The following is a 14,266-nucleotide window of genomic DNA, read 5'->3' on the forward strand; positions in this document are numbered from 1 at the left end:
CTCGCTGTCGGTGGTTCAGGTGAGAATGTCGGTATGACCGACGTTCTCGATCGTTTCTCCCCGGCCGCTCGGGCCTGGTTCACCGAGTCGTTCACCGCGCCGACCGCCGCGCAACTGGGCGCGTGGAATGCCATTTCGCAGGGCTCGCACGCCCTCGTCGTGGCACCGACCGGATCAGGCAAGACCCTCGCTGCCTTTCTGTGGGCGATTGACCGGCTGGCGACAGACTCTGCACCGGAGGTCGCACCAGGCGCTCGCGTGCCCAGTACTCGCGTCTTGTATATATCACCGCTCAAGGCCCTCGGGGTCGATGTGGAACGCAACCTCACCGCGCCCCTGGTGGGAATCAGCCGCTTTGCCCAACGTCTGGGTTTGGAGCCGCCGCACGTCTCTGTCGGTGTGCGCTCGGGAGACACCCCTGCCGCCGACCGGCGCAAAATGGTCACCTCGCCGCCCGATATCCTCATCACCACTCCGGAGTCGCTCTTTCTCATGCTGACCTCGGCGGCCCGCGAATCGCTGCGGGGGGTACAGACCGTCATCATCGATGAGGTGCACGCGGTGGCGGCGAGCAAGCGCGGTGCCCACCTGGCCGTCTCGTTGGAACGACTCGATGCCCTGCTCAGCCACCCAGCCCAGCGCATCGGGTTGTCCGCTACCGTGCGGCCGCAGAGTGAAGTGGCTCGGTTTCTCGGCGGAGCTGCCCCCGTGCAGATCGTGGCACCGCCCGCGTTGAAACGCTTCGACCTGCGGGTTGTCGTTCCGGTCGATGATATGAGCGACCTCGGGCCAGTGCCGCAACGCGAAGGCGTCACGTCGGCAGCGGCTCCACAGACCGGGTCGATATGGCCGCACGTCGAGGAGGCCATCGTCGATGAGGTGCTCGCCCATTCCTCGAGCATCGTCTTCGCGAATTCCCGACGGCTCACCGAACGGCTCACCGCCCGGTTCAACGAAATCTATGCTGAACGGCTGGCCGGGGCGGAGGCATCCGCTCTGGTAGGGGCGCTGGTGCATGAGTCGCCGACAGAACTCAGCACGGCGGGCGCAACGCCAGCAGTTCGTGCGCCGGCTGAGCTGATGGGCGCGAGCGGCCAGAGCGCTGGCACTGAACCGCTACTGGCGCGCGCGCATCACGGCTCGGTCAGCAAAGAACAGCGGTCGCTCATTGAAGACGATCTAAAATCGGGACGGCTGCGCTGTGTCGTCGCCACGTCGAGCCTCGAGCTCGGCATCGATATGGGTGCCGTCGACCTGGTTGTGCAGGTGGAATCACCGCCGTCGGTGTCGAGCGGACTGCAGCGGCTCGGCCGGGCCGGACACCAGGTCGGTGAGATTTCGCGCGGGGTGATCTACCCCAAGCATCGGGCCGACCTCATCCACGCCGCCGTCGCCGCCGAGCGCATGGTGGCCGGTGCGATCGAATCCCTGCGGGTGCCCACCAACCCTCTCGACATCCTGGCCCAGCAGACCGTGGCGGCCTGCGCGCTTGAACCGATCGACGTGGAGACGTGGTTTGACACCCTGAGGCGCAGCGCGCCGTTCGCGACCCTGCCACGGTCCGCCTATGAGGCCACCCTCGCCCTACTCGCCGGCCGATACCCCTCCGACCAGTTCGCCGAACTGCGCCCGCGCATCGTCTGGGATCGCGAAGCCGGCACCCTCACGGGCCGCCCCGGGGCGCAACGGCTCGCCGTCACGAGCGGCGGCACCATTCCCGACCGCGGGCTGTTCGGCGTCTTCATGGTTGGCGGCGAACAGGTCACCGGCAAACGCGTCGGCGAACTCGACGAGGAGATGGTCTACGAGTCACGCGTGAACGATGTGTTCGCCCTCGGCACCACGAGCTGGCGCATCCAGGAGATCACCCACGACCGGGTGCTCGTCGTGCCAGCCTTCGGACAGCCAGGGCGACTGCCGTTCTGGAAGGGTGACGGGCTCGGCCGTCCGGCCGAACTCGGCCGAGCCATCGGTGCCTTCGTGCGCGAGGTCGGAAGCCTGCCACCCGTCGAAGCCAGAGCCCGATGCGCTGGGGGCGGTCTCGACGAACGCGCGATCAGCAACCTGCTGGCTTTCCTCGACGAGCAGCGTGCTGCCACCGGCCAGCTGCCCACTGACCGTACCCTCGTGGTCGAACGGTTCCGCGACGAGCTGGGGGACTGGCGGGTCGTATTACATTCCCCGTTCGGCACCCCGGTACACGCACCGTGGGCGCTGGCCGTCGGTGCCCGGGTGCGGGAACGCTACGGAATCGACGGCTCCTGTGTCGCAAGCGACGACGGCATCGTCGTGCGCATCCCCGACACCGAAACTGAACCGCCCGGCGCTGAACTGTTCGTCTTCGACCCCGACGAGCTCGAACAGCTGGTCACCGACGAGGTCGGCGGCTCTGCGCTGTTCGCCTCCCGGTTTCGTGAGTGCGCCGCCCGGGCCCTGCTCCTGCCCCGGTACAAACCGGGTTCGCGTTCGCCGCTCTGGCAGCAACGGCAGAAGGCAGCGCAGCTGCTTGACGTTGCCCGTACCTTTCCCACCTTTCCGATCATTCTCGAGACCCTGCGCGAGTGCCTACAAGACGTCTATGACCTGCCGGCGCTCGCTGCGCTGGCCCGACAGATCGCCTCGCGGGAGCTGCGGCTGGTCGAGACCACGACCGACACCGCCAGCCCGTTCGCGAGTACCCTCCTGTTCGGCTACGTCGCCGCCTTCATGTATGAGGGCGATACCCCACTGGCCGAGCGGCGGGCCACGGCCCTCGCGATCGACTCGAGCCTGCTGGCCGAACTGCTCGGGCGGGTCGAACTGCGGGAACTGCTCGACCCCGCCGTCATCGACCAGACCGACCGGGAACTGCAACGGCTCGCGCCCGACTACCTGGCCAAGGGCAGAGAAGGCGCCGCCGATCTGTTGCGCACGCTCGGCCCACTCAGCACCAGCGAGGTCGCCGAGCGGATGCTCCTAACCGCGCCCGAGTCGCCGCCAGTGCCCGAGTCGCTGCCAGTGCCCGAGTCGCTGCCTGCGCCCGAGTTGCCCGGCCTCCTCCTCGCCGAGGAGGCACTGCTGGGCCTCGTTGCCGCGCGCCGCGCCGTGCGCGTGAGCATCGGAGGTGAGCAGCGCTGGGCTGCGGTCGAAGACGCCAGCCGGTTGCGCGACGCTCTCGGAGTTCCCCTGCCGATCGGGGTGTCCGCCGCGTTCACCGAACCCGTGGCTGATCCGCTCGGCGATCTGGTGAGCCGGTACGCGCGCTCACACGGACCGTTCACCACCGGCGCCGTCGCTGACCGGTTCGGGTTGGGCATCGCCGTCGTACAAATCGCCCTCGGCCGCCTCGCCGACGCCCGACGCATCGTGGCTGGCGAATTCCGACCGAACGGCAGCGGCCTTGAATGGTGCGACGCCGAGGTGCTGCGGCGCCTCCGCCGCCGTTCCCTCGCGGCACTGCGGCACGAGGTCGAACCGGTCGACCAGCAGGCCATCGGCCGGTTTCTTCCGGCATGGCAACACGTGGGCGGCAAGCTGCGCGGAATCGACGGTGTCGCATCCGTCATCGAGCAGTTGGAGGGTGCGCGCATTCCGGCGTCCGCCTGGGAGACGCTCATTCTGCCCGCCCGGGTGAGTGACTACCAGCCGGGCATGCTCGACGAACTCAGTAACGCGGGGGAGGTGCTCTGGGCGGGCGCCGGAACGCTCGCCGGCAACGACGGCTGGGTCAGCCTGCACCTCGCCGAAACCGCCCAGCTCACCCTGCCACTGCCCGTCGATGTCGAGACGACGCCCCTGCAGCAGGAGGTCCTCGCGACCCTGGGGAGCGGTGGTGCCTACTTCTTCCGGCAATTGGCGGATGCCGTCGGCAGCCAGGATGATGCCGGCCTGGTGCAGGCGCTGTGGGATCTGGTCTGGGCCGGTCTGATCAACAACGACACCTTCGCCCCGGTGCGATCGCTTCTGGCTGGCGGCCATACCGCCCACCGGCAGAGTCGGGCCGTGCCGCGCGCGCGCCTGCATCGCGGGCGGTCGATGCCGCGCCCAAACCTGCCGAGCCGCAGCGGTCCGGCCACGGTTTCGGGGCGCTGGTCGATCCTGCCGGTGGCCGACGACTCGCCAACACGTCGCGCACACGCACTGGGGGAGACCCTGCTCGAACGTTATGGCGTGGTCACTCGTGGGGCGGTGATGGCCGAGAGCGTCATCGGCGGATTCTCCCTCGTCTACCGCACGCTGACCGGGTTCGAAGAAATGGCACGCTGTCGACGCGGCTATTTCATCGAGGGGCTCGGCGCGGCACAGTTCGCCACCGGCGGCACCATCGATCGGCTGCGTACCTTTGCCGCGGGGGTAGCCGACCAAGCTGGTGCAGATCGGAAGGCTGCGCCGGTCGCGGTTGCCCTGGCCGCGACCGACCCGGCGAATGCATACGGCGCCGCGCTGCCGTGGCCGACCCCACCCGGCGACACCACCCATCGCCCTGGTCGCAAAGCGGGTGCGCTCGTCGTGCTCGTCGACGGTGCCCTCGTGCTGTACGTCGCGCGTGGCGGCAAAACCGTGGTTGCCTTTGAAACGGATGAGGAGGTGCTCGCGGCCGCCACGCTGAGCCTGACCGCCCTGGTCGCCACCGGCCGGGTGCAAAAGATCGCGGTGGAAACAGTCAACGGTGTGTTCGTGATCGGCACCGACCTGGGCTTAGCTCTGCGCGCAGCCGGATTCACCGAGACACCGAAAGGGCTGAGGCTGCGTGCCTGAGGGCGATACCGTCTACCGCACGGCGCGCACACTCGACCAGGCCCTGCACGGCAGCATCCTGACCGGCTGTGACATTCGGGTACCCGCTTTCGCTACCGTCGACCTCACCGGACAGACCGTGCACGAGGTGATCAGTCGCGGCAAACACCTGCTGCACCGGGTCGGCGAGACGAGCATCCACTCCCATCTCAAGATGGAGGGAGCCTGGCACCTCTACCGGCCAAACACACGATGGCAGCGGCCGGCCTTCCAAGCACGCATCGTGCTGCAGACGGCCGACTGGATCGCCGTCGGCTTCGAACTCGGTGTGCTCGAGCTCGTGCCGACCCGGGCCGAGACCGAGGTGGTCGGTTATCTTGGGCCCGATCTGCTCGACGTCAAATGGAGCGCGGCCGACAGCGCCGAGGCCGCCACACGCCTCGCTGTCCGGCCCGAGCAACCGGTCATACTGGCCCTCGCCGACCAGCGAAACCTGGCCGGGCTCGGAAACGTCTACGTCAACGAGCTCTGTTTTCTGCGCGGACTGCTACCGACCCGGCCCATGGCCGAGGTCACCGACGTGCCCGGGCTCGTGGGCCTGGCCCGGCGCCTGCTTGTGGCCAACAAGGACCGCGACGAACGCACAACCACCGGTAACCTGCGCCGCGGAGCCCAAACCTGGGTCTACGGGCGAGGTGGTCAGGCGTGCCGGCGCTGCGGTGCCCGCATTCAACGCAGCACCCTGGGCCGCAGCGAAGTCGAGCAGCGCAACACCTTCTGGTGTCCGCGCTGCCAGACCTGACTGGCGCCGCTGCCGGACAACGCAAAACGGATGCCGCCGGTCGGGGTGACCGGCAGCATCCGCTCGACGAAAAATGGGCTAGTTGACCGGCCCGGTGTACTTCTCGCCGGGGCCCTCGCCGATGGGGTCTGGCACGAAGGACGCCTCGCGGAAGGCGAGCTGCAGGGAACGCAGGCCGTCACGCAGGCTGCGTGCGTGCATGTCGGCGATGTCGGGCGCGGCGGCTGTCACGAGGCCGGCGAGAGCCGTGATGAGCTTGCGGGCTTCGTCGAGGTCGATCTGGGCGTCGGGGTCTTCGGCGAGTCCGCACTTCACGGCGGCCGCGCTCATGAGGTGCACTGCGGCCGTTGTGATGATCTCCACCGCGGCCACCTCGGCGATATCGCGTGTTGCTTGTGCCGAATTCTGCTCAAAACTCGTTTCGTTCTCAAAACTTTGGCTCACTGCATTCCTCTGCTAGGCTGATCTTCGGTTCCGGGACAATAGTCTCGGTACGAAAGTGGAGAATCTCCCACCCGCGCATACCGCTTCATCAAGGTTACCGGGTAGATTGCACTCCGCCGTCGCGTTATCACCTCCTTCGGGAAGGTGGCAGAGCGAGGGTAGACAGGGTGTATGTGTGATGCAGGCCGATGCACAAGTTGGCCTGGACAACGCGTGATTTTTCTCTCTTCGTCCCCGGTCGGTATCCGCTGTCTGGTTGTGACCACGAAGTTAACCCAAGAGGAGAGACGCATCAGCGATCCCCGTACAAATGACCGTATACGCGTCCCCGAAGTTCGTCTCGTTGGTCCCAACGGCGAGCAGGTCGGGGTCGTGGCGATTGATGTTGCCCTGCGCCTGGCACAGGATGCCGACCTCGACCTGGTCGAAGTTGCACCCGAAGCCAAGCCGCCCGTGGCCAAGATCATGGACTACGGCAAGTTCAAGTACGAGGCTGCGCAGAAGGCCAAGGAGGCCAGGCGCAACCAGGCGAACACGATCCTCAAGGAGGTTCGTTTTCGTCTCAAGATTGACACGCACGACTACGAGACCAAGCGCAAACGCGCCGAAGGCTTCCTGAAGAGCGGTGACAAGGTCAAGGCCATGATTCTTTTTCGTGGCCGCGAACAGTCCCGACCCGACCAGGGCGTACGTCTGCTCCAAAAATTTGCCGAGGATGTCGCCGAGTACGGTTCCGTGGAATCTACTCCGATGATCGACGGTCGAAACATGGTCATGGTGATTGGCCCGTTGAAAAACAAGTCAGAAGCCAAGGCTGAGATCAACGCCCACAAGGCTGCCGAGAAGGCAGACAAGGTAGCCGATAAGGCCGACAAGGTTGCCGACAAGGCAGCGAAACAGGAGGAACCACATGCCTAAGATGAAGACCCACTCCGGAACCAAGAAGCGTTTCAAGGTCACCGGCAGCGGAAAGATCATGAAGCAGCAGGCCGGACTTCGACACAACCTCGAGGTCAAGAGCACGCAGCGCAAGTCCCGTTTGAACCAGGACCAGGTGCTGGCTAAGTCGGATCAGAAGACCATCAAGAAGCTTCTCGGTCTGTAATTTTTTAGGTCAGTAACAGGCCTCGTCAACGAATAAGGATTTGTAAAAAATGGCAAGAGTAAAGAGGGCCGTAAACGCCCACAAGAGTCGCCGCGTTATTCTCGAACGCGCCAAGGGCTACCGCGGACAGCGTTCACGCCTGGTCACCAAGGCGAAGGAGCAGCTCACTCACTCCTTCACCTATAGCTACCGTGACCGCCGTGCACGCAAGGGTGACTTCCGTCGCCTGTGGATCCAGCGGATCAACGCTGCGTCGCGCGCGAACGGCCTCACCTACAACCGTCTGATCCAGGGCCTCGGCCTGGCCGGCATCGAGGTCGACCGTCGTATCCTCGCCGACCTCGCGGTCAACGAGGCAGCGACGTTCGCCGCCCTCGTCGAGAGCGCCAAGGCTGCTCTTCCCGCCGACACCTCGGCACCGAAGGTCGCCGTCACGGCGTAAAGAATCAACCGTTCCGGTCGCCACCGGCTGCCTCCTGGGCGTGAGTGTGGTGAACGGTTCAAATCTCACGAGAGGAGCGGGCGACCTGGTCGCCCGCTCCTTTTTTGTACCCATTCGTCGTGCACCTAAACTTTGCGCACCTAAACTTAACGTCATGCTTGATAATCCACGTTCACCGCGCGTCCGTGCCGTCGCAAAACTTGCCAAGCGCGACGCGCGCCTCGAGTCCGGTCTGTTCCTGCTCGAAGGCCCGCAGGCCGTTTCCGAAGCCCTCACCTTTCGTCCCGAGCTGGTCGTGGAGCTGTTTGCCACACCGACAGCGCTCGACCGCTACACCGACCTGGCCCAGAAAGCGATCGACGCCCAGGTCGAGGTCGAGTTCGTCTCCGAAGAGGTGCTCGAGGCCATGGCCGACACGGTCACCCCGCAGGGCTTCGTGGCTGTCTGCCACCAGTTCCCCACCTCGGTGAAGAAGATCTTCAACGCCGAGCCGAAGCTCGTCGCCATTCTCGAAGAGGTTCGCGACCCGGGCAACGCCGGCACCATCATCCGGGCAGCGGATGCCGCTGGCGCCGATGCCGTCATCCTCACCGGCCGCAGCGTCGACCTGTACAACCCCAAAGTCATCCGTTCCTCGACCGGCTCCATCTTTCACCTCCCGGTTGCGATCGCGGCCGACCTGTCCGACGTGCTCGACCGTGCCCGGGCCGCCGGCCTGCAGCTCTTTGCCGCAGACATTAAGGGCTCTGACCTGCTAACCGCCCGCAACGAGGGACTGCTCGCGGCTCCGACCGTGTGGCTGTTCGGCAACGAAGCCCGCGGCCTGACCGACGAAGACCTCGCCAGGGTCGACCGCAGCGTCAGTGTGCCGATCTACGGCGAAGCCGAGTCGATGAACCTCGCGACCGCGGCATCCGTCTGCCTGTATGAGAGTGCCTTCGCACAGCGCGCCTGACTATAGCCCCTTCGCGGGGAGCGGGCGCGCAAAAGTGCTCTCAAATGTGCGCCCGCTCTTGGTCGGATGTGCTCTCGGAACGGGGTTGCTGCGTAAATAAGCTGGTCAGAAGCCTTGTTTGGGGCTCGAGAGGACGCTTATGACCAGGACCGTTTCGACCGACCAGACCACAGCTCTCACCGGGATCGGCGCCGCGCCGATTCTGGACCAGGCCAGGGACCGGGTATTGCACCGCGGCTTGGGCCTCACCCAGGAGCAGATTCTCCAGATCCTGGAGCTGCCGGACGCACTGCTCCCGGCCGCCCTGGAGCTCGCCCACGACGTGCGCCTGAAATATTGCGGCGAGTCCGTCGAGGTGGAGGGAATCATCTCCGTCAAGACCGGCGGATGTCCCGAAGACTGCCATTTCTGCTCCCAGTCCGGCCTGTTCGAGTCGCCGGTTCGCGCGGTCTGGCTGGACATTCCCGGCCTCGTGCAAGCGGCGCAGGAAACCGCGGCGACCGGAGCCACAGAATTCTGCATCGTCGCCGCGGTGCGCGGCCCCGACCTCAAGCTCATGAACCAGATCAAGTTCGCGATCGAACGCATCAACAGAGTCGTCGAGATCAACATCGCGTGCTCGCTCGGGATGCTCACCCAGCGCCAGGTCGACCAGCTCGCCGAGTGGGGGGTGCACCGGTACAACCACAATCTGGAAACCGCCCGCAGCTTCTTCCCCGAGGTCGTCACCACGCACGACTACGACGAACGCCTCGACACGTGTCGTATGGTCAAGGACGCCGGCATGGAATTGTGCTGCGGCGCCCTCATCGGCATGGGAGAGAGCAACGCCCAGCGCGCCGAACTCGCGGCGCAGCTCGCCGCCCTCGACCCCCACGAGGTTCCCCTCAACTTTCTCAACCCCCGGCCGGGTACCCCGCTCGCCGGGCAGTCGATCATGTCGGGCCGGGATGCCCTCCGGGCCATTGCCGCCTTCCGGCTGGCGATGCCGCGAACGGTGCTGCGCTTCGGTGGCGGCCGCGAACTCACCCTCGGCGACCTCGGCACGAGGGAGGGCCTGCTCGGGGGCATCAACGCTGTCATCGTCGGCAACTACCTGACCACCCTCGGGCGACCGGCAACGGCCGACCTTGACCTTCTGGTTGAACTTAATATGCCGATTCGGGAACTCCAGAAGTCGCTCTGACGATGTCGACAGATGACGAGAGTGGCACGACCGAAATCCCGAGCTACTGCGGACACTGCGGCCTGCCGGCGCACACGCCCGATGCGCACGGCGTCGATTCAGACCACGACGATTCAAACGGCGGCTGCAGCACCCGGCTGGCCATGGAGCCGCCGCGCTACTGCAGCCAGTGCCGCCGTCGAATGAAAGTGCAGGTTGACCCGTTCGGCTGGAGCGCCGCGTGCTCCCGGCACGGGACGGTGACGCAGTGAGCAGGGCGGGCACGCGCACACCGTTCGACCGGGACCGGGCCGCCCTGTGGCATCCGTATGCGTCGGCTGGTTCCCCGGAACCGCTCTGGCAGGTGGAGGCCGCCGAGGGAGTGCGGTTGCGGTTGCGCGGCGAAGATGGCGCCGGGAGCGACGTTATCGACGGGATGGCATCGTGGTGGTGCATGATCCACGGCTACCGCAACCCGGTGCTGGACGCTGCGCTCACCGAGCAGGCGGGCCAATTCAGCCACGTGATGTTCGGCGGGCTCACCCATGCGCCCGCGATCGAGCTCGCCGAGCTTCTGGTATCGATCACCCCGGAGGGGCTCGAACGCGTGTTCTTCGCCGACTCCGGGTCGGTGTGCGTCGAGGTCGCGCTGAAGCTCGCGGTGCAATATCAGGGTGCCGGGGGGCGCCCACAACGCCAACGGATGCTGACCGTCTCCGGTGGATACCACGGTGACACGTTCGGAGCCATGGGCGTGTGCGATCCCGTCGACGGAATGCACTCGACCTTCGCCGGGCTGCTCCCGAACAACATCTTCGCCCCACGCCCGCCGAGCGCGGCCACGGCGACCCCGCAGGAAATCGCGGTGTGGGCTCGGGCGGTGGCCGCCCTGGCCGCGGATAACAGTGACGAGCTCGCCGCCATCATCCTGGAACCCGTGCTGCAGGGGGCCGGCGGAATGTTCGTGTACCCGCCCGAGTGTCTCCGGGCGCTGCGGCGCATCGCCGACGATCATGGACTCCTCCTCATCCTCGACGAGATCGCCACCGGCTTCGGTCGCACCGGCGAACTGTTCGCGGCCGACCATGCGGGCGTCAGAGCCGACATCATGTGCGTCGGCAAGGCGCTCACCGGCGGCTACCTGACGCTCGCCGCCATGCTGTGCACCAATCGGGTGGCGCGGACAGTCTCGCACGGCGCCGCCGGCGCCCTGCTCCACGGCCCCACCTTCATGGCGAACCCGCTGGCCTGCGCCGTGGCCCTGGCCAGTGTGCGGCTCCTGCTCGCCGCCGACTGGAGGGGAAACGTCGCCGGCATCAACACGGCACTCACGCTCGGGCTCTCGCCTGCGCGGGAGCTCGACGTCGTCGCGTCGGTGCGGACCCTCGGCGCCGTCGGTGTCATCGAGCTCGACCGGCCGGTCGACGTCGCCGAGGTGACCCGGGCAGCGATGCGGAACGGAGTCTGGATTCGACCCTTCCGAAACCTGGTCTACACAATGCCGCCGTACGTCTGTACCGGCGCCGATCTGGCCGTGCTCACCAGGGGGATGGTCGCCGCCGTGGCCGAGGTGTACGGCGACACGCCTGGAGCGCCGATGACGGGGGAGGGGCAATGAGCGTGTCCATGCAGCGCTGGGTCGAGCAGCAGGCATCCGCTCGCGCCCGCCGGGGTCTCGCCCGCGAGCTAGTGCCGCGCGCACCGGGTGCCGACCTGCTGGACCTCGCGAGCAACGACTACCTCGGCCTCGCCACCCACACGCGGCTGGCGCTCGCGGCCGCTGAGGCCACGGCACTCTGGGGCACCGGCGCTACTTCGTCCCGCCTGGTGACGGGCACCACCCTCCTGCATGAGCAACTCGAGCGCGAACTGGCCCGCCTGGTCGGGCTCGATACCGCACTCGTGTACTCCTCCGGGTATCTCGCGAACATGGGTGTGCTGACCGCCCTCGGCGGACCGGGCACCCTCATCGTCGCCGACGCCCACGCCCACGCGTCAATGATCGACGGATTCCGGCTGAGCCGATCCCGCACCGAAACCTTCGCCCACAACGACCTGGACGACGCCGAACGCCTCCTCGGCGGCCGCAGCGAACCACGCGCACTCATCGCCGTCGAATCAATTTTCAGCGTGTTCGGGGATGAGGCGCCACTCGCGGGACTGCTCGCACTCGCGGAACGGCACGATGCCATGCTCGTGGTCGACGAGGCGCACAGTGTGGGCGTGGCCGGCCACGGGCGCGGCTCGATCGCCGGCACGGCGCTTGCCGGGCACCCGAGCGTCATCGTGACCGCGACCCTGTCGAAGGCGCTCGGCAGCCAGGGCGGCGCGGTCCTCGGCCCCGATTGGGTGCGCTCCCAGCTGGTCAACCGGTCCCGCAGCTTCATCTTCGACACCGGTCTGGCCCCGGCATCCGCCGCGGCCGCGCTCGCCGCCATCGACGTCATCCGCGACGAGCCCTGGCGGGTCGAACGGCTGCGCGCGAACGCGACGGCCCTCTCCACCGGCCTCGCCGCGGTTCTGCACGGCACGCGACTGGCCATCGACCCGGGTGCCGGGGCCGTGCAGTCGATTCCCCTGCCCACCGCTGAAATCGCCCTCTCCTGCGCCCGGGCAGCCCGGGCCGCCGGCATTCAGGTCGGCTGCTTCCGGCCCCCGTCGGTGCCTGACGGCGTCTCCCGGCTGCGGCTGACCGCGCGGGCGACGCTGACCCGGCCCGTGCCGTCGACGTTCTCGGCACCATCCTGAAGGAGCACCTGTGAGCCTGCCCACCGTCATCATCGTCACCGGGACGGATACCGGGGTCGGGAAGACCACCACGACGGCGGCGATCGCGACCGTTCTGGCTGCCGCGGGGCGCCGGATCTCGGTCTACAAGCCGTGCCAGTCCGGCGCATCCGAGGGAGACTCGGATTGTGCGCAGATTTACCGGCTCGCCGGTCCGATGCACGCGAGCGCCGGCGTGGTGCTTGGCGCGGCGCTGGCCCCGGCCGCCGCGGCGGCGCTCGAGGATGCCGCATTGCCGCCGGTGAGCGTGCACGCCGATCGGATTCGCGCTTTCGCCCGCAACAGTGACCACGTGTTGGTCGAGGGGTCCGGCGGGCTGTTGGTAGGACTCGACGAGGCCGGGCGCACCCTCGCCGACCTGGCCGAACTGCTCGGCGCCCAGGCCGGCTGTGTGGTGGTGTCCCGACCCGGGCTCGGCACGCTCAACCACACAGCGCTGACCCTGGAAGCACTGCAGCGGCGCGGCATCCGAGTGCTCGGCGTAGTCCTCGGCACCTGGCCGGTCGAGCCGGGCGCGGCCGACGACCACAATCGGCGTGCCTTCGGGGACGGCCCGGTGCCGCTGCTCGGTGTGCTGCCGACCGGCGCCGGCGCCCTCCCGCCAGCGGTGTTCCGGCAACGGGCCGGCGGCTGGCTGCCGGGGGTGGCGGCATGACCGGGCAGCCGACGGGGTGTCCGGTTCGTGCGCCGGATCACCGGGACGCCTACCGGGGCGGGGGGGGGGGGGGCACCCGGCGACCGTTCGCCGGGTGCTGCACGACCCGGTAGCATTCGGCCCGGCCAATGCGCTCGTTGCCGTGAAGCCCCTCACCGGCCCGAGCTTGCGGCTGCTGCAGCGGGCCAGGTTTGCACTCCCGCCCATCCTGGCCAGCAACGCCGATGACAGGCACGCGGGGATCCGGCGGGTCGTGGGCAGCTTCTTCACACCGGCGACCGTCGCGGCCATCGAACCCCGAATCAGGGAACTCGCCCGCGCCGCCGTCACCGTGGCCGCCCGCGCCGTCGACGAGGACGGATCGGTCGACCTCGTCGAGGCCGTGGCCGCGCGGCCGCCAGCGATCCTGATGCTGGAACTGCTCGGGCTGCCCGTGCGGGACGTGGCGCAGCTGAAGACCTGGAGCCGAGAATCCCTCGAGCTGTTCTGGGGCTGGCCCGACGACGAACGCCAGCTCCGGCTCGCCGGCGGTGCCGCCGAGTTTTACACCTGGTTGCGCACCGTCGTCCGCGAAGCGGTCGGCGCCGATCGGCGAACCCTGTTCGGTTCCCTCGCCGAGCATGGGTTGAGCACCCCCGAACTGTGTTCACTCGGGTACTTTCTGCTCATCGCCGGACAGGAGACCACCACCCAGCTGATCAGCACCGCGCTGTTCCGGCTGGCCGCGAACCCCGACCCGGACGCCTGGCGTAAAGTGGCCACCCCGGCCGGGGCGAGCGCGCTGGTGCGCCGGGTGCTCGCCACCGAGTCCTCCGTGCCCACCTGGCGCCGCGTCACCACGCGCGCCGTCGAACTGGACGGCGAAACACTGCCCGCCGGCTGTGAGATTCTCCTGGAGCTCACCGGCAACCATGGCACCCGAGCCCGCCCGACCGCCTACAGCCTGGCCTTCGGCTCCGGAATCCACCGCTGCCTCGGCGCCAAACTGGCCGAACTGGAAGCGACGGTCGTGGTTCAGGAAACAGCACGCACCCTGCCGCCGTGCCGCCTCGGGGATGCCTCGCCGGAGTGGACGCGCCTGCTCTCCTTCCAATCCCCGCGCACCGTCACCGTGACTCGCCGCTGAGCCTCGCCGCTGAGTCACGCCGCTGAGCCTCGCCGCTGAGTCACGCCGGCATGCCCTGCAACAGCTGTA

At 67.6% G+C, this 14,266-nt stretch carries 13 protein-coding genes; 12 read left to right on the plus strand and 1 reads right to left on the minus strand.

Translation table 11 applies throughout. From position 1 onward, the window contains the following. Nucleotides 1-33 precede the first annotated feature (33 nt). Both QMK31_RS15185 and QMK31_RS15190 read left to right on the plus strand, forming a co-directional pair. A complete protein-coding gene (locus tag QMK31_RS15185; protein ID WP_283501779.1) occupies nt 34-4,737 on the plus strand; it encodes an ATP-dependent helicase in 4,704 nt (1,567 codons plus the stop codon). Then, nucleotides 4,730-5,518: a DNA-formamidopyrimidine glycosylase family protein gene (locus tag QMK31_RS15190; protein ID WP_283501780.1), complete on the plus strand. Its 789-nt coding sequence runs from the start codon at nt 4,730-4,732 to the stop codon at nt 5,516-5,518. The genes QMK31_RS15185 and QMK31_RS15190 overlap by 8 nt, the downstream gene beginning before the upstream one ends. A 78-nt stretch (nt 5,519-5,596) precedes the next feature. Here the strand turns inward: QMK31_RS15190 and QMK31_RS15195 are convergent, their stop codons facing one another. After that, nucleotides 5,597-5,962, minus strand: coding sequence for a DUF1844 domain-containing protein (locus QMK31_RS15195; RefSeq protein WP_283501781.1), 366 nt, complete (start codon nt 5,960-5,962; stop codon nt 5,597-5,599). Nucleotides 5,963-6,220: 258 nt separating this feature from the next. Here QMK31_RS15195 and infC point away from each other — a divergent pair, with 258 nt between their 5' ends. The 10 genes from infC to QMK31_RS15245 all read left to right on the plus strand — a co-directional run bounded on the left by infC (nt 6,221) and on the right by QMK31_RS15245 (nt 14,197). Then, on the plus strand, nt 6,221-6,880 hold the full coding sequence (infC, locus tag QMK31_RS15200; protein ID WP_502853325.1) for a translation initiation factor IF-3: 660 nt from the start codon (nt 6,221-6,223) through the stop codon (nt 6,878-6,880). Then, entirely contained in the window at nt 6,873-7,067 is a 195-nt protein-coding gene (gene rpmI / locus QMK31_RS15205) for a 50S ribosomal protein L35 (RefSeq protein WP_092111710.1), read from the plus strand. The genes infC and rpmI overlap by 8 nt, the downstream gene beginning before the upstream one ends. 49 nt (nt 7,068-7,116) lie before the next feature. Next, the gene (gene rplT / locus QMK31_RS15210; RefSeq protein WP_104196972.1) at nt 7,117-7,509 is read left to right on the plus strand and encodes a 50S ribosomal protein L20; all 393 of its coding nucleotides are present in this window, start codon (nt 7,117-7,119) and stop codon (nt 7,507-7,509) included. 154 nt (nt 7,510-7,663) lie between these two features. Beyond that, nucleotides 7,664-8,464: a TrmH family RNA methyltransferase gene (locus QMK31_RS15215; RefSeq protein ID WP_283501782.1), complete on the plus strand. Its 801-nt coding sequence runs from the start codon at nt 7,664-7,666 to the stop codon at nt 8,462-8,464. A 139-nt stretch (nt 8,465-8,603) separates the two neighbouring features. Further along, nucleotides 8,604-9,650, plus strand: a complete 1,047-nt coding sequence (bioB, locus tag QMK31_RS15220) for a biotin synthase BioB (RefSeq protein WP_283501783.1) — start codon at nt 8,604-8,606, stop codon at nt 9,648-9,650. A gap of 2 nt (nt 9,651-9,652) precedes the next feature. Continuing rightward, complete coding sequence (gene bsaP, locus QMK31_RS15225; RefSeq protein ID WP_283501784.1) at nt 9,653-9,901, plus strand: biotin synthase auxiliary protein BsaP; 249 nt, start codon at nt 9,653-9,655, stop codon at nt 9,899-9,901. After that, the gene (gene bioA / locus QMK31_RS15230) at nt 9,898-11,247 is read left to right on the plus strand and encodes an adenosylmethionine--8-amino-7-oxononanoate transaminase (RefSeq protein WP_283501785.1); all 1,350 of its coding nucleotides are present in this window, start codon (nt 9,898-9,900) and stop codon (nt 11,245-11,247) included. The genes bsaP and bioA overlap by 4 nt, the downstream gene beginning before the upstream one ends. Next, nucleotides 11,244-12,377: an 8-amino-7-oxononanoate synthase gene (locus tag QMK31_RS15235; RefSeq protein WP_283501786.1), complete on the plus strand. Its 1,134-nt coding sequence runs from the start codon at nt 11,244-11,246 to the stop codon at nt 12,375-12,377. The genes bioA and QMK31_RS15235 overlap by 4 nt, the downstream gene beginning before the upstream one ends. A gap of 10 nt (nt 12,378-12,387) precedes the next feature. Beyond that, a complete protein-coding gene (gene bioD / locus QMK31_RS15240; RefSeq protein ID WP_283501787.1) occupies nt 12,388-13,071 on the plus strand; it encodes a dethiobiotin synthase in 684 nt (227 codons plus the stop codon). 94 nt (nt 13,072-13,165) lie between these two features. Then, complete coding sequence (locus QMK31_RS15245) at nt 13,166-14,197, plus strand: cytochrome P450 family protein (RefSeq protein WP_283501788.1); 1,032 nt, start codon at nt 13,166-13,168, stop codon at nt 14,195-14,197. Nucleotides 14,198-14,266: the final 69 nt, after the last annotated feature.

The sequence above is a fragment of the Cryobacterium sp. PH31-O1 genome, from assembly GCF_030063455.1.
Lineage (GTDB): Bacteria > Actinomycetota > Actinomycetes > Actinomycetales > Microbacteriaceae > Cryobacterium.

Excerpts from the sequence above, each read along its gene's own strand:
- QMK31_RS15185 (WP_283501779.1), top strand. The coding sequence starts at position 34 with ATGACCGACGTTCTCGATCGTTTCTCCCCGGCCGCTCGGGCCTGGTTC.
- rpmI (WP_092111710.1), top strand. The coding sequence starts at position 6,873 with ATGCCTAAGATGAAGACCCACTCCGGAACCAAGAAGCGTTTCAAGGTC.
- rplT (WP_104196972.1), top strand. The coding sequence starts at position 7,117 with ATGGCAAGAGTAAAGAGGGCCGTAAACGCCCACAAGAGTCGCCGCGTT.
- QMK31_RS15215 (WP_283501782.1), top strand. The coding sequence starts at position 7,664 with ATGCTTGATAATCCACGTTCACCGCGCGTCCGTGCCGTCGCAAAACTT.
- bioB (WP_283501783.1), top strand. The coding sequence starts at position 8,604 with ATGACCAGGACCGTTTCGACCGACCAGACCACAGCTCTCACCGGGATC.
- bsaP (WP_283501784.1), top strand. The coding sequence starts at position 9,653 with ATGTCGACAGATGACGAGAGTGGCACGACCGAAATCCCGAGCTACTGC.
- QMK31_RS15235 (WP_283501786.1), top strand. The coding sequence starts at position 11,244 with ATGAGCGTGTCCATGCAGCGCTGGGTCGAGCAGCAGGCATCCGCTCGC.